The sequence below is a fragment of the Deinococcus sp. KSM4-11 genome, from assembly GCF_004801415.1.
Classification (GTDB): domain Bacteria; phylum Deinococcota; class Deinococci; order Deinococcales; family Deinococcaceae; genus Deinococcus.
The window spans coordinates 76,558-92,203 of sequence record NZ_SSNX01000010.1; the positions used below are offsets into that span (position 1 = coordinate 76,558).

Genomic DNA, 15,646 nt, shown 5'->3' on the forward strand with positions numbered 1-15,646 from the left:
GCGATCTGCACGGGCAGGTGCGTTCGAGCGGGCGCTATGTCAATACATTCCGTCGACCACCGTCACGAATGCCGCCACGAGCGCCGGGTCGAATTGATGACCTGCCTGGGCCTGCAACTCCGCCAGGGCCTGCTCCCGCGACCACGCCGACTTGTACGGCCGGGCGCTCGTCAGGGCATCGAACACGTCGCACAGCGCAAACAGCCGGCCCCCTTCACTGATCCTCTCGCCGGCCTTCCCGTTCGGGTAGCCGCGGCCGTCCCACCGCTCATGGTGATCCGTGATGATGGCCAGCGCGTCGGGCGGCAGAAACGTGAGGGCCTGCGCGAAGGTCAGGCCAGACACCACATGCGTCTCCATCACGGCGCGCTCCTCAGGCGTGAATGTGCCCGGCTTGAGCAGCACGGCGTCCGGAATGGCGATCTTGCCGATGTCATGCAGATACGCTCCCCAGCGCAGGGAGCGCAGTCGCGTCTCGCTCCAGCCCAGATGCCGGCCCACGGCCAGGGCGAGCTGGGCCACGCGGTCGGTGTGGCCCTGTGTCTCCCCGTCCCGCGCCTCCAGGGCCAGGCCCAGGGCGCGCAGCGCCTCTTCACGGGCGGCCAGGGCGGCCTCCTCGGCGCTCAGGCGTCCGGCCAGCGCGGCCACGGTGGTGGCCACCAGGGTGAAGCATTCGGACTCCGGTCGCTCCCACGCATGGGGCACAAACGTGTGCATCAAGAACGCCCCGAGCAGGCGGCCCCTCGCGTCGTGCACCGGGGCGGCGGCCAGGCTGGCGACGCCCATGTCAGGAAAGCCGGCCGTCTCGGGCGCAGCGGCGGTGTCGTCGAAGAACAGGGCATGCGCGCTGCCTTCAAGGGCGCGCATCAGGGGCGTGTCGGCGGGCAGGCCGTGCGCGGCGATGGCCTGCATCTGGGGCGAGTCCGGCATCTCCCCGGTGGCGGCCCGCACGTGGTAGGACAGGGCGGCGCCGCTCACCTGAAAAAAGGCGGAGCCGACCGCGGCCGTGTTCTGAATCAGATATTCCAGGGTTGGCGTGACCCCAGCGGTGAGGTCCGTGGCCGACAGTGCCATCTGGGTCAGTCCAATGATGGCCTGGGTCGGATCCCCCTGCGACCTGGCAGGTGCCCTGCGGAGAACTGAGGTCATGTGGGCACGGTAGATGGCCGGATATAACCGTCGTCTGACAGCGTGTGCAGACCGTCACAGGCCTGGAGGACGCACCCCCAGCGTGATACCAGCACCGCATCGCAGGTAATGCGGCTGTGCGAATGGCTGGAGCGCGTCCCTCTCGCCCTGTCACTGGACACCTGACGTGACGGTCACCACCTGGTTGCGGCCTCCCTGCTTGGCCAGATACATCGCCTCATCGGCCAGGCGCAAGGAGGTGGCCACATCGGTGTGGGCCATCACCACCCCGATGCTCAGGGTCACGGCGATCCCAGGCAACCACGCGGACCATGCCACCCCACTGCACTGCTGCCGGATCACCTGCAGATGTGCGGCCAGATCATGGGGAGTATCCGCGATCCGGGCCACCACGAATTCATCCCCACCCAGGCGGGCCACCAGCGTTCCAGGCTCGATCAGCACGCGCAGCAGATCTGCCACCACACGCATGACCCGGTCGCCGGCCTCGTGCCCTGCTTGATCATTGACCGCCTTGAAGTGATCGACATCCACGAAGGCCAGGGCCAGGGGCAGACGTTCAGCCAGGCGCTGCTGACTCCACTGCAGAAAGTGCCGACGGTTGTGCAGGCCCGTCAACTCGTCGGTCAGGCTGAGGTGCTGCAGTTCGTTGTGTAACGCCCTCAGCGCCACCGCCTGATCCCGCAGCTGCTGCGCGGCCCGTTGCGTTTCCGCCGTCCGCTGGACGGTTTCCAGGGCCTTGAGCTGAACCTCCTGCTCCTGCCGGTACCGGGCACGGACGGTGTCCAGGAGTGCACGCATGGTGGAATAGGCGCGGGTCATGTCACCCAGGGCCGCCTCCGCCTGAGCCCGGACGTCCAGAACATCGTCCAGCATGTCGCGCCGGGTGAGGAACCAGACATGCAACTCGTCCAGGATCGCCAGGGCTGCTGCCGGATCACCCGCGAGCACCAGCACCTTGGCCTGAAAAAACCTCAGGAAGCGGACGCTTTCCACCGGCAGGTCAGGATGATCATGCGCCGCGTCCAGGAAGAGGGCCAGGGCCGCTTCTGTCTGCCCCTGTTCTGCCAGGCGCAGCGCCCGCTGATTGACGATGCCAACCCAGTACGGCCAGGCCTCTGCGCCACGCACCAGTTCCTCGGCGTGAGCAAGCAGCGCGTCGCTGCGCAGACGATCGCCCTGCTCGCGGTATGCCACGCTGAGGTTGAAGGCGCTCAGTCCGAGGTTGGCTTCGTGCCCGGATCCCGCCGCCCGGAAGACGTCATACGCCATCTGATACCGTTCTGCGGCGCGCCCGGCGTCGTCCCAGACCAGCAGCACCCCGATATCGTTGTGTGCCAGCCCCTCCATCTCAAGGTCGCCCACCACCTGGGCCACCTGAAGCTGCTGCTCGAGGTACGCCAGCGCGGCCGCAGGCTGCCCCGTACCCAGCATGACGGCCCCCTGGATATTCAACATCCGTGCCAGCCAACGGGGGTGGAAGGGAATCAACAGGGGCGCGGCACGCTCCAGGTCCGCGAGCGCCGCAACGTATGCTCCGTCTCGCCAATCCAGGTAGGCGCCCAACACCGCCACCCGGCCGTCGGCCGTTCCAGCAGGAAGGGAAGCACGGATTGCCTGAGGATCACGGAGCCGGATCTCCCAGAGACGTTCTGGATTCATCTCCCCACCAGGAAAGGCACCCGAGCAGTGTGCCTGAAAACCGATTGAGATTGAGCGAGGCCACCCAGGCAAGGTCAGACCTACGGAACGGCGAAGCATTCTCAGCGGGTACCTGATGCAGTGGATGAAGGGAAAGAGACAGGGTGAGGGGTCGGATCGCCCTTCGAGGGCCGTCTGAGCTCGTCTGGCCTCTTGAATGGGACGGCACCGACGGCCACGGTGCTGGGGCAGTCTGATCGAGATTCCTGTGCCGGTGGTGCGGCTGGGCGGCGAGGTCGAGGGTCGCCTGGTGCATGGGCGTCCTGTCGAATAAGGAGTACAGGCCGCGGATCTGCTAAATGCTTCTGAGTTGGACTGAGGGTGACCCGGTAATGCGCAGATGGAGATAAGCCTCGAAGATAGGAGGCACCATCATGATGACCCGCAGAGTCCACCGCCCCGAGTTCAAGCGTTACGGCCGTGCATCTCGCGCGTACCAGCGGCAACGTTTCAAGCACCGCCCGTAATCTGGGCATTCAAGTCTCCCTCCTTCGAACATGGATGAAGGCCGAGCAGGACGAGGGTAATGTCGCGTTCCCAGGTCACGGACACCAGGTATTGACAGCGGAACAGCAGGAAATCCGCAAGCTCCGCAAAGAGAACGAAATCCTGCGCCAGGAGCGCGACATCCTGAAAAAAGCCACGGCCTGTCTTGGCCAGAACAGCACCCGTCTGGGGCTTGGCCGCTTCTTCGCCAAAGAAACTACACGCTGAGGTATCAGTTCATCACGGTTGTGGCAAGTTGTTGGCGCTCAGGAAGCGGGAAGCTCTGGTACAGCAGGTGGCCTGAGATTCAGGCCACCTGCTCTACCACGTCCCGCCACGACTTGAACGCAGTGTGTTGCTGGTGACGGCGATGGCGAGCGGGGACGGGAGAGCGAGCGGGGTGGTGGAGGTTCGTGATCCGGGCGTGCAGGTCCAGGAAGCCCTGAGCGCGTTTTCGTGAACGGAAGCCTCGCTGCTGACGTTCCTGCCGCCGGGTCGGCCGATGAGACTGTTCAATCAGATTGTTGCAGCGCGCCGTGGAGATCACCTGGACGTGCTCCACGCTGTGGAGCACGGGAAGTTCCCGTAGGGCAGCGCCGTAACTCCAGAGCTTATCGGTGTGAAGGATCTCGGGCACGTTGTATTCGCCCAGCAGTCGCTGGAGAAAGGATTGAGCGGCCTCGGTATCCCGGTGTTCTTGCAAGAAGACGTCCAACCCGGCACCGTGCTCATCCACAGCGCGCCACAACCAGTGCCGTACCCCACCGACCTCTACGTGCATCTCGTCAAGGTGCCACCGCGAACCCCGTCGGGGTTCGCGGTGGCGTACACCTTGGGCGAACAGGTCGCTGAACTTGATGCACCAGGTACGGATGGACTCGTGGGTGACAGCGATGCCCCGTTCGAGGAGCAGTTCTTCAAGGTCTCGGTAGCTGAGGGTGAAGCGGTGGTACATCCAGACGGCGTAGCCAATGATCGCGAGAGGAAACCGGTAGCCGGGGAGCTTCTGACCGCTCAGCACGGCGTCACCCTACCCCAACTACTTGCCACAACCGGTGGCAGAGGTTCTCGCTGCTGGCGTGCAGGCAGAGGAATTCCTATGCCCGTTTCCCTTGCTTGAACCCCTGTTGTTGCCGTTCCTGACGCCGTACAGATTCTTGTGATTGCAGGGTCACGTTGTTGCGACGCGCCGTGAAGACAACCTGGACGTATTCCATACCATCAAGCACCGGACGTTCCCGCAGGGCAGCGCCGTAACTTCAGTGCTGATTTGTTTGAATGACTTCTGAAAGGGAGCCGGGTTAGGAACGTCGTTGCAGCGTCGCCGTGGCGTCGAAGCAGGCTATCGAGCACGAAATCGGGCTCGTCGTTCGCTCGCCACAGCCAGTGTCGAACGCTATTGACCGTCGTATAGCCCTCGTCCATCAGCCAACGGAACCCCCGTCGTGGTTTCTGCTGGTCCAGATTGTCCGCGAACAGCGGGCTGAACTTGAGGCACCATTCGCGCAGCGTCTCGTGACTGAATAGGGTTCCGCGCTGGTGCAGCAGTTCTGAACATCTCGGCAACCCAAAGGGAAGCGGTGGTACAGCCAGGGCGACGTGCTGGATGGGGGCATCGCGAAGCGGTGGCAGTAAAGGGTCGGTCACGGCGGGTCAGCCTACCCAAGCCCGGTGAAGGCAGCACAACCGACACGCTGGTGTTGGATTGCAGCGACCGTGCCGACCGGACATTCCACGCCGTGTGGTCAGAACTGATGGTCGTCGCTGAGGGCGCGAAGCGGTGAGCTCAGGCAGCGTTCTTGAAGGAGAGCAAGCACCAGTTCGGCTTGGCGCAGCTCGCGTTTCCAACTCAATGCTGGTTTCCTGGCGTGGACGCTGGCGATCCTGCATCGGGAGATGGGCATGATTCTGGAGGCGCGTGCCGTGCTGGTGCTGCCGCAGCTGTATTTGAACCGGCCGCTCTGGACGTTCAGCAAAAATGCCGAATTTCTCGGCTAGCATGGGAATTCACTTCGCTGTGCAAGGTACAACTCCTGAGTCCGGCCCTTGAGGTTTCCTGTGCTCAGTGCCGTTACTTGGCAGCCTATGTGCGCCTTCGCTCTGGTCGGCCTGACAGCAAACGCCAGGCAATCTTTCTGAAGGATGCCTACCTAGGACATTTCCGCTGAGACAATCGTTTGACCACCTGCGGCGCCCCTGTGCGGAACAGGCGCCGTTCGGGAGCATACTGTTGCTTTCCCGGGCCGTGGTAGCAGCCTGTCGCGTTGGTTCAGTTTGCAACAGGTGACGTCCATGCACGTTGCCCGGTAACCAAGTGCTGCTGGTCAGGTCTGTTCAAGCATGGCAATGAAGACCTGGACGACCTGAGGATCGAAATGGGTACCGGCACTGTTCAGTATGTGCTGTATGGCTTGCTCTCGGGTCCAGGCCGGCCGATAGGGCCGGTCACTGGTCAAGGCGTCGTAGACGTCCACTACGGCGAAGGCTCTGGCTGTCAGGGGAATGGCAGTGTCCTTCAGGCCGTGTGGGTAGCCGCTGCCATCCCACTTCTCGTGGTGGTGCCGCGGGATGTCCAGGGCGGGCTGTAGGAACGTGATGGGTGAGAGCAGCTCTACAGCGAAGCTGGGATGCCGTTTCATCTGTGCCCATTCGTCGTCGTCAAGCTTGCCAGGTTTGAGCAGGATCGCGTCGCGGATCCCCATCTTGCCGATGTCGTGGAGCAGTGCCCCGCGGCGCACCTGGACGATCTGTTCGGGAGGCAGGCCCAGATGCTGACAGAGCTCCACAGTCAGCTCGGTCACGCGTCTGGAATGGCCCTCGGTCTCCTTGTCCCGGAGATCGAGGGCCCGAGCCCAGCCCTCGATTGTCTCGTCGTAGGCCAGACGCAGTTCCATGTTGCGGTGTTCGAGTTCTTGAAAGAGCAGGGCGTTCTCGACGGCGATGGCCGCCTGCCCAATCAGGGCCTCGATGGTCTCCAGCCACTGCGACGAGGGCACGAAGGTGCGCTGGTGCAGCACTTCAATGACGCCCAGTACCTGCCCACGGGCGATGAGCGGAGCGGCGTAGTACGACGTCACGCCCTCGCGCCTGAGCAGGTCGTGCCAGTCTGGCGCAAGCAGCACCGTGCGGAGATCCGGCACGGTCAGGGGGTGCCGGCTCAGGGCAACCTGGCCAGCTGGACCCTGGTCGAGCTTGACGGCCGAACCATGCAGCGCGGTGGCATGCAGGCCGCGGGTGGCGGCATATTCCAGAGTCAAGGTATATGGGTTGAGGATCAGGGCTGTGGCAGCGTCGGCGCTCAGCTGCTTGAGGATGTTCTCGAGGATCAACCCCAGGGTGGCAGTGAGATCACCGCCCGAAGCGATGGTCTGGTCGATCTTGCGCATGTTGGAAACATGGATGAGCTGTCGTTCGAGGCCATCGTTGAGGGCCTCGATTTGCCGCGCGGCTGCCTGGCGCGCGCTGATGTCCTGCGCAATCTTGGACGCCCCCACCACGCGACCATCGGGGGCCAGAATCGGAGAGGCCGTGATGAAGACTGGGATCAGGTGGCCGTCTTTGGCCTTTCGCACTGACTCGAATGGCGGGACGCGCTCACCCTTCCCGATACGCCGCAGCATCACCTCCTCCTCAGCACCGAGCTCCGCTGGGACGATCAAGTTCATCAACTGGCCGACAGCTTCCTCGGCGCGGTAGCCATACAACTCTTCCGCTCCGGCGTTCCATGAGCGGATGAAGCCGTCCAGCGTGACGCCAAGGATGGCGTCATGGCTGGCATGGACGATAGCAGCCAGGAACGCCTGGTCTTCCTGTGCAGCGCGGCGCTCGGTGATGTCTCGGGCCACGCAGTACAGCACAGCGTCGTTGGGAACCGCGACCGCGTTCCACTCGATCCAGACCTCGTGCCCTTCTTTGTGGATGTAGCGGTTGTGAACCACGGTCATGCCGATCTGGCCGGCCCGGCCCTTGCTGGCGATGCGGGTGCCTTCGTCGGAGGTCGTGATCCGGTCATCGGGATGCACGAACTCAAGAAAGGAGCGGCCGATCAGTTCCGCGGGCGCATAGCCCAGGATGCGCTCGCAGGCGGCGCTGACGGTGACCACTTGGGCCGCGGGCCAATCGTGGTGATCATGTCCAGCGACAGATCCAGGGTGCGCTGCAGCTGAACCGCGAGCTGATGGGCGCGCTGCTCGCTTTCTACGAGGAGGAGCCGGGCCTGCTTCTCCTGCGTGATGTCCCGGATCAGTGTGACGAAACACGCCTCTGCACCAATCGTCACCGAGACGACCGATAAGACGCTGTCCGCCACGACGCCAGACTTCAGGCGGAACTGCACCTCGCGGTTGAGCACCTTCCCCTCTGCCTGAAGCGTTCGGCCGACATCCTCAAACTGGAGCGGGTTGACCCAGAAGTCCAGGTCAAATGGCGTGCGGCCGATCACCTCCTCGCGGTGGTACCCACTCTGTTGAAGAAACGTAGGGTTGACGTCGATGTAGCGGTGGTCGCTGACTCGGGCAACGATGATGGCAATCGGAGCAGCCTCAAAGATTGTGTTGAAGCGCTCGTAGCTGCCCCGCTGCTGTTCTTTGGCCTGGTACTGCGCAGTGATGTCCTGGACAAACACCGAGACGCCGTCCGCCGCCGGGTAGGCGGTGACCTCAACCCACTTGCCCAACCGCTTCAGGTGACTGACGGCGGTCTGGATCGTGCCGGTAGTGCTGGACTGCTCGATGGCCTGCACCACCGCCGAGTCGGCGAGGTCAGGGAAGCTCGTGAGCATGTTGTGCCCGATGAGGTCTTCAGGACGCTGTCCAGCGATGTTGGCGGCGGCCGCATTGAGGTAACGGAAAGTCATGTTGTGGTCGACGGCGGCGACGCCGTCGGTGATTCGTTCGAGGGTCGACACGAGCTGCTGTGTGGCTTCTTCCCGCGCGGTGACGTCATTCTGGAAGCCCAGGTAGTGCGTCAAGGTGCCGGCAGCGTCGTGGACTGGGCTGACGGTCAGCTCGTTGTAGAACAGCGTGCCGTCCTTGCGGTAGTTACGCAAGGTGACGGTGACGCTGCGTTCCTCGGCCATCGCTTGTCTGATTTCTTCCAGGTGAGGCTGGTCACGATCCTGACCCTGCAGGAAGCGGCAGTTGCGGTGCAGAACCTCGGCAGCGGCGTAACCGCTGAGGCGTTCGAAGGCTGGGTTGACATAAACGATCGGGTGATCGACGTGTTGAGCGTTGGTCAGGATGACGCCGACCGTGCACGCCGCGATGGCCTGGTGCAGGAGCTGGGGGTCTCCTGGTGAGATAGGGCTGGTCGTCATAGTGCGCTCCTCAATGATCACATCTTTTGCGCTTTGATGACAAGCCAGCCTAGCCGCTTTCGTTTCAAATACAGCCTTCTGGGCAAATCCTCTGCCAGACTACTGCGGTGCACTCCACTACATTGTTCAAACCCATTGCTAAATATTTAATGGGGCAGTACATTTATCGCAGACGTCGTTCAGGGCTGACACAGGTTGTGGACGAGCATGGCCAGAATGACGCGCAGCGGCAGTGAATGTATGGTTTCAGTCTGTGCCCAGATCAGCTCCATCCTCGGCCGGTGCGGATCTGACCCGATCGACGGCCTGGAGCGTTTGTGCCGTCTTCAGAATAAGGTAGGCTGCAGGAACGAGCTCCTGCCACTCGCGTCTTCTCATCATGCCAATTTTCATCTTCTCTGCGGCCTTGAGGGCATCGGACACCATCAGGTACTCGAGCCGTTCCCGCGTCAACGGACGCAGGCATATGTCCCTGCCGTTGTCCCTACCATCAAACCGCGATTTTCCATCCTCACGCGCATATTCATGGCCACTGCTAGTCGTGAGGGTGTCCGATGTGACGTCCCGGAGGGTCTGCGCTCGCCAGGGCCGGTTGTTGCGCTCAATACACACCCAGCCCCCCACAAACGACCCGGCGAGCTCGTCGAGATGGGCCATGAGGTGAAGCAGGTCGACTCTGGTCTGCACGGTGCACTCCGTTCTCTGGTCGCAATATAGACTCATTTCAGGTTCAGTTCGCCCGCATCCTCAATCTGCACGTCCTGGGTTGTGGGAATCACCTCCAAGGGAAGCAGCATCAGCTGATCTTCAGGGACGACCATTACCCGGTTGGTCAGAGAGGCTGTCCCAAGCCCTGTTCCCTCCGGAGTGAGCAGGGTGACGTCATACGTGCCGGACACTACATTACGCAGCAGGAAGGTACCGTCTGCATTGACACGGCTTTCATAGCTGGCTTCCAGACCAGTCAGACGGACGGTCAGCTCGGACATGTCGGGTGGCGCTGGCACGATGAGCGTTCCTGTACTTTGCTCAGGGGCAGGCCAGTGGAGGTTCAGTTGCCCCTGGACAGTGGCCCCCGGCGAGAACTGCACATCCACATTGCTGACCTGCTCGCCACGCACCGCGACCTTGAGGGGCAAGGCCGGGCGCGCATGGAAGCCGGCCGCGTCATCCTGGTTCACCAGCGTCAGGACGACGTCTCCCTCGTGAACTGCTGGGAACTCGAAGTGGCCGGCGGCGTCGCTGACCGCCATTAGGTTGCCGGCCTGCAGGCGGAGGCCCGCGAACGGTCGTCCGTCCGGATACCGAATCCGGCCCACGATTCTGCCCACGTCAGGGCGCGGCGCCGTCGCGATGTTCAGGGGAACACTCATTACCGCGCTCAGGTGGGTCTGCGGTTTCCCCGCTCCCACTGCTGAGAGCACGGAGAACTTGAGATCCACCTCGTGTACCTTCATGGTCGTGCTTCCGACCACGATCCATGGGCCGTCCTGGGACGCGGGTGAGGTCAGGCCCACGCTGGCCGTGCCCCCCTGGAAGTCGCAGTTCGCCTGGAGACCTGCCGAGGTGAACAGCTGTGAGGTGCGCAGATCCAGGGTAGTGGTGATGGTCGGCTGCAGTCTGAGCGACACCGCAGGACGTGAGGTGACCGGGATGGTAGCCGATCCCTGGTAGGTCAGGGCAGCGGGTGTCCACGCGAGGCTGGAGCGCCAACGGGAGGAGGTGAAGCTGAGACCTGTGCCGGTCGTCTGTCCACCGGTCATCCGCAGATAGGTGTCCCAGCTGTTGCCCCGGTATGCCAGCCGACCAGCGACGGTGAACGCGGCCGCGGCCCCTGGAGTGACGGGATCAACCTGATAGTCACCCGAGAGCGACGCGGTCACTCCGGTGGCGAGTTGGGCACGAACCGAGGCAATGATCCGGAGATCGGCGGTCGGTTGAGAGGTGAAATCGGTAGCCCGGTACTGGGCGCCGAGGCTCACCGCAGTCTGACGGTTGGCATAGTCGAGTCTGGCCTGCACCTTCGGCGCCAGCGACGTGAGATCGACCACACCACTGACCTGCGCGCGGAGGTGATCGGCGTGCCCTACCACGTCCGCCGCCACAGTCTGGCCGGCCTCCGACGTGCCCAGGCCTAGAGCGACACTCGACCGGGCACCCGACCAGCCCAGCGCGACGTTCCCAGCGAAGGTCTTGCCCTGCAGGCCCGCGCTGGCGCTGCTCCACCAGCTGATGCCCTTGAGCGCCGCGCTAACACCGATCACCCGGGTACCCGGGTGCAGCGGGAGGGTGCCAGTAGAAAGGTAGCCCACCCCGAAGGTGACCCGTTGATCCTGGTAGTCCGCGGCCCAGCTGGACTTCGATCCTGAGAACCGGAACGTTCCCGGCAGATCCGCACTGAGCCGCCCGCTCAGGTTCAGGTCTGAGGGGGTTTTGGACTGCACACCGAACGTGATCTGGCCCTTCAGGGTCAGCGACCGTTCCTCCAGGGGTACTCCGGTGCGCAGGAGCAGGCGGTTGACGCTGACCGTTTTCGAGAGGCCGTCCTGGCCCTGAACCTTCAGCGTCACGCGGCGCGCTGGGCTGGAGCTGTAGGGAAAGGTGCCGGCCACCGTGACCCGCATCTGTTCTCCAGGCGCCAGCGTCGCCCCTGGTGTGCCGACTTGGAGGGCCGGCGCATCTGCGCTGAAACGGAGGACTTCGGGAACGTTGCCATCGTTGCGAACCACGAAGGTGGCCGTCACCTTTCCATCCAGGCCCAGGGTGTCCTCGTCCTCCGGGCGGATGGTCACGTTCCGGCGCGGCGGAATGCGGACAGCGGCCGTGGCCTGGATGCCTGAAGCGATGACACTGACCGCATACGGTCCTGCGGCGGCGGAGCCAGGAGCCTCGACCGGTAGCAGGAGGGTGGTGTCGCTTCCGGGTTGGAGCTGTACAGCTTCCGGCGGAAACAGGGCGCGCCAGCCCGGCGGCAGCTGCAGCTCAGGCGTGCCGCTCCATTCGGTCTGGGTGTCGTTGTGAAGCTGAAAGACCAGGGTCAGCGGCTGACCGGCTCGGATCGCCTGCTCCCCGGAGGGTGTGACGACCTGGATGCCCGCGGCGCTGGAGAGCAGCAGGCTCAGGGTCAGCACCGCAGCCCGCATGTCAGTTCCCGACGTTGACGGTGTAGCGGGCACCCATCACCGGATTCACGCCGTCGTTGGCCAGAACCACGAAGGTGTACCTGGCGGCGGCCAGTGCCCCCAGCTTGAAATCGACGTGCGCGCCGCCGCCCGGGTACAGCCGCTTCTTGCCGGCCTGCGCCTGCGCCACAAGCTTGCCCTGCGCGTCATAGACCTCGGCACGGAACTCGGGAACGATGGACGCCGTACCGTCATTCAGCAGATCGACGCCCAGGTTCACATCGGCACCGCTGCGTGACAGTTGCGGCCTGGCAAAGTTGACCTTGGCAGCGCCCCCAGGGACGGTGGTAATGAGCTGAACGGCATAGCGTGTATTCACGCTGACCCCGGCTTTGGGGGCGGATGGGGCCCCCTGCGGCTGGACAATCAACGCGCTCCAGTGGCTGCCGGCCGTGGCTCCGGCTGGAACCTTGATGTTCAGGTCGAGCGTTTTGGTGCTGCCCGCGGGGACGGTCACCGCGGCGGCAGGGAGCGTAATCCAGCTGCTGTTGCTGCTGTCCAGCGTTCCTGCGGGCAGAAAGGCAGTGTTGGCCGGAGTAACCCGCAGGTCTTCCAGGCTAAGCCCGACGGTTTCGGCCTGAGCGCCGGTATTTGAGAGGGTGATCGAGAGGTGACTGGTCTGCCCCGGACGGACGCCCAGACTGTAGAGGAGCTGGCCCACCACCCCGGTCGCGGCCACAGCAGGGCCCGACAGAAGTGGCAGGAGCGCGAGGAGAACGAAAGTACGGTGGCGCATGGATCCTCCGGAAGTAAAAAGAGCGTTGGAAGGGCAACGTCGGTTGCCCTTCCAATGCTTCATCAGGCTTAGACGCCGTCGGCAGTGATGGTGAATGTAACAGTGATGGTGCTGTCTTCGAAGCCAGCAGCCGCGGTAGAGGCGGTGTAACTGACGGTAGTGTGTCCGGCGTCATAGGCGTCAATGGCGGTAATCAGATCGCCACTCGGATTGCTGGGGCTCAAGACCAGCGCATCAGCAGCGGTGCCAGATCCAGTCAAGCTACCGTCGGCAGCAATAGCCCCCGCCACCACGCTCAGCGACATGACGTTCGTCTTGAAGTCGCTTCCCACAACGCTCGCCACAATCTTGCGAGGATTAGGAGAAGCCGCCGCGGTCGTCCAGGACAGAGAAGACGTGCCAGTCTTCCCGCCAGCAGCCATCGTTGCGCTAGGGGCGGCAACGATGGTGTCAGAGGCACCGTTGGTAATGGCAACATCGGTCGAGTCTGCCGGATCAACGGCAAACGCAGCACCGGACAGCATCAGGGCGGACAGCAGGGCAAAGCTCTTAAAGTGACGCATCAGGGACTCCTGTCTGGAAGCAAATGCTCCAGGGGATGAGGGCTGCAAACCGTTGTGTAACGGTTATCAGCAGGACGAAAAGTCGGTCGCACCACTTGCTCCCCTCGTCCGAGGTGCCCGGTCTTACAGGACGAGGTTCATTGCTTCTCTCCGTTCGGTTCCCTGAACGAAGTGGGGAGATACTTGTGTTTCTGTTCTTACAAAAATCTGACTGGTTCCAGGCAGTGAAGGCGATATCACCAATCCGTGAAGTCTGGCGAGGGCGCCTGAGCACTGTCTGCCTCCGTTCAGAGGGGTAACCGGATGGAAAAGTCGTATGAAACAGTAAGTTCCATGATCCATCACCTGGTGATCCTGCTCCTGTCCATGAGGGCGAGGGGCGTCGCCGCTTCGGAAACGAGTGGATCCGAGCACATGTTCAGCCATGATCTTGAATTCATAGATGTGTGACGAGACAGCGCCCATTGTGCCGCTATGGACTCCTCTGAACTTTCCGGAATCAAAAGTCGACGCGGCATTGTTGACGTTGGCGAGGAGCAGCGGCGCTTGGAGGCCCTGTACACGTACAGCATCCTCGACAGCCTGCCTGAGCCTCAATTCGACCGCTTGGTCACCATGGCCTCACAGTTCTTCGAGATGCCCATGGCCCTGGTGACCTTCGTGGATGAGGATCGACAATGGTTCAAGGCCAGGGTCGGCATGAACGAGGCCCAGACCCCCAGAACCATCTCCTTCTGCTCGCTGGCCATTGCCCAGGACGGTGTGATGGTTATTCCGGACGCCACCGAGGATCAGCGGCTCCAAGCGTACCCAAACGTCACGGGGGATCCGCATCTGCGCTTCTACGCTGGGGCGCCCCTGCTGTCTCCCTACGGACACAAGCTCGGAACGTTCTGCGTACTCGACCACCGTCCGCGCGAGTTCACTGCTGAGCAGGAGGCCCTGCTGCAATCGTTCGCCGCCATGACCATGGACGCACTTAACCTGCGTCAGGCAGTTCGGGAGCTTGGGAGCATGGCCCTGCATGACACGCTGACGGGGCTGCCCAACCGCGCCTATTTCCGGCAACTGCTGACCCAGGCCTGCCGGCGGGCTGAGTCTTCGGGCGAGAAGGTGGTCGTGGGGCTCCTCGACCTCAACCGCTTCAAAGTGATCAACGACACGCTTGGGCATGCGGTGGGAGACGAGTTGCTGCAGCAGGTGTCGCAGCGGCTCAAACACGCGACGGCCACCAGCGATGTGACGGCCCGGATGTGCGGCGACGAGTTCACCCTCCTGCTGACCGATGTGCGTTCAGCCGAAGACGCCGAAAGCGTGATCCGGCGGATCGTGGCTGCGTTCGATCCGCCGTTCCGTCTGGGCGGCCAGGAGACCTTTATCCGCTGCAGCGTTGGGCTGAGTCTGTACCCGGACAATACCCAGACACCGGACACCCTGCTGAGTCAGGCTGACGCCGCCATGTACCGGGTCAAACGCGCCGGCGGTGGGTACGCTTTCTTCAATACCGACCTCGATCAGCGTACCCCGATTGCGATCGAACAGTTGACGGCGCTGCATCACGCCATCGAGCGCGACGAGCTTCGGCTGGTCTTTCAGCCGCTGGTCGAGGCCCGGACTCTGCACGTCGTGGGGCACGAAGCGCTGCTGCGCTGGATGCGTCCGTCCGGGGTGGTCAGTCCGCTGACGTTTATTCCGCTGGCCGAGGCGTCGGGCCTCATCGTACCGATTGGTCGCTGGGTCCTGCGGGCTGCCGCAGAAGCGGTCAGCCGCGGCCAGATCAGCCGGGTATCGGTGAATGTCAGCGCCGTGGAATTCCAGCAGCCCGATTTTGTTAGCCACATTGAGGCTGTCGTGCGTGAGACACGGATTGTGCCCCACCAACTGTGTCTGGAACTGACCGAGAGTTGCCTGCTGGAGCCCGAGCGCTACGCCTCAATCATTCAGCAGCTCAGCGACCTGGGGATCCACACCGCACTGGACGACTTCGGAACGGGGTACAGCAGCCTGACGGCGCTGGCCCATCTGCCCGTCAAAATTCTGAAGATCGACCGGAGCTTCACCGCCGAGGTCGGCGAACCCACCCGCGCCGGCCGGAATGCGCTAGCAGTCATGCACGGCGTAGTGACTATTGCCAGAGCCTATGGTCTGGCCACGGTTGCAGAGGGCGTCGAGACCACTCAACAGGCTCAGGCCCTGCGAGACGTTGGGTGCACCTTCCTGCAGGGCTACCTGTACGGTCGCCCCCTGCACCTACCTGCAGCCCGCTCTTCCCTGGAAACCGGCGCCAGTTGAGACCGCGCTGGGCCAGAGAGCGCGTGACACCTTCATTACGCGCTCCGGACGTCTTATTCGTGCGCTTGGTCGCCGTATGCGCGGTCTTGGTTCCAGGACTCGTTGCGCAGTTGAGGTGATTGGCACAGAGTGATGTCCTGCTTCAACTGCAGCGCCTCATCCAGCGGCCGCGTTCCTTCGAGTCACTCTGTGGCCTGAACCCTGCGGAATTCACCCTGTTGGC

At 63.2% G+C, this 15,646-nt stretch carries 11 protein-coding genes, 1 pseudogene and 1 riboswitch; of the genes and pseudogenes, 2 read left to right on the forward strand and 10 right to left on the reverse strand.

What is annotated here, in order from left to right; translation table 11 throughout:
- Positions 1 to 39: 39 nt before the first annotated feature.
- Positions 40 to 1,149 (reverse strand): HD-GYP domain-containing protein, encoded by a 1,110-nt coding sequence (locus E7T09_RS20280; RefSeq protein ID WP_168734961.1) that lies wholly within the window; start codon positions 1,147 to 1,149, stop codon positions 40 to 42.
- 150 nt (positions 1,150 to 1,299) lie between these two features.
- On the reverse strand, positions 1,300 to 2,607 hold the full coding sequence (locus E7T09_RS20285; protein ID WP_168734962.1) for a diguanylate cyclase: 1,308 nt from the start codon (positions 2,605 to 2,607) through the stop codon (positions 1,300 to 1,302).
- A gap of 617 nt (positions 2,608 to 3,224) precedes the next feature.
- Between E7T09_RS20285 and E7T09_RS20290 the strand changes: the two are divergent.
- Positions 3,225 to 3,578 (forward strand): annotated as a pseudogene (locus E7T09_RS20290) (transposase); the annotation flags it as partial.
- 65 nt (positions 3,579 to 3,643) lie between these two features.
- Here E7T09_RS20290 and E7T09_RS20295 read toward each other — a convergent pair.
- The 8 genes from E7T09_RS20295 to E7T09_RS20330 all read right to left on the reverse strand — a co-directional run bounded on the left by E7T09_RS20295 (position 3,644) and on the right by E7T09_RS20330 (position 13,131).
- Positions 3,644 to 4,354, reverse strand: a complete 711-nt coding sequence (locus E7T09_RS20295; RefSeq protein ID WP_136391082.1) for an IS6 family transposase — start codon at positions 4,352 to 4,354, stop codon at positions 3,644 to 3,646.
- Between the two features lie 203 nt (positions 4,355 to 4,557).
- Positions 4,558 to 4,983: an IS6 family transposase gene (locus E7T09_RS20300; RefSeq protein WP_136391028.1), complete on the reverse strand. Its 426-nt coding sequence runs from the start codon at positions 4,981 to 4,983 to the stop codon at positions 4,558 to 4,560.
- A 677-nt stretch (positions 4,984 to 5,660) separates the two neighbouring features.
- The gene (locus tag E7T09_RS20305; protein ID WP_136391029.1) at positions 5,661 to 7,439 is read right to left on the reverse strand and encodes an HD domain-containing phosphohydrolase; all 1,779 of its coding nucleotides are present in this window, start codon (positions 7,437 to 7,439) and stop codon (positions 5,661 to 5,663) included.
- A complete protein-coding gene (locus E7T09_RS20310; RefSeq protein ID WP_136391030.1) occupies positions 7,382 to 8,650 on the reverse strand; it encodes a PAS domain-containing protein in 1,269 nt (422 codons plus the stop codon). Before E7T09_RS20310 ends, E7T09_RS20305 begins: the two co-directional genes overlap by 58 nt.
- A gap of 246 nt (positions 8,651 to 8,896) precedes the next feature.
- Complete coding sequence (locus E7T09_RS20315) at positions 8,897 to 9,337, reverse strand: hypothetical protein (protein WP_136391031.1); 441 nt, start codon at positions 9,335 to 9,337, stop codon at positions 8,897 to 8,899.
- A gap of 32 nt (positions 9,338 to 9,369) precedes the next feature.
- Positions 9,370 to 11,793: an NEW3 domain-containing protein gene (locus tag E7T09_RS20320; protein ID WP_136391032.1), complete on the reverse strand. Its 2,424-nt coding sequence runs from the start codon at positions 11,791 to 11,793 to the stop codon at positions 9,370 to 9,372.
- Position 11,794: 1 nt separating this feature from the next.
- Positions 11,795 to 12,493 carry a hypothetical protein gene (locus E7T09_RS20325; RefSeq protein ID WP_136391033.1) on the reverse strand — a complete coding sequence of 233 codons (699 nt, stop codon included), beginning with the start codon at positions 12,491 to 12,493 and terminating at the stop codon, positions 11,795 to 11,797.
- Between the two features lie 143 nt (positions 12,494 to 12,636).
- Positions 12,637 to 13,131 (reverse strand): hypothetical protein, encoded by a 495-nt coding sequence (locus E7T09_RS20330; RefSeq protein ID WP_136391034.1) that lies wholly within the window; start codon positions 13,129 to 13,131, stop codon positions 12,637 to 12,639.
- 71 nt (positions 13,132 to 13,202) lie between these two features.
- A riboswitch (cyclic di-GMP riboswitch) is annotated at positions 13,203 to 13,288 on the reverse strand.
- Positions 13,289 to 13,605: 317 nt separating this feature from the next.
- Here E7T09_RS20330 and E7T09_RS20335 point away from each other — a divergent pair.
- Entirely contained in the window at positions 13,606 to 15,423 is a 1,818-nt protein-coding gene (locus tag E7T09_RS20335) for a bifunctional diguanylate cyclase/phosphodiesterase (RefSeq protein ID WP_136391035.1), read from the forward strand.
- Positions 15,424 to 15,646: the final 223 nt, after the last annotated feature.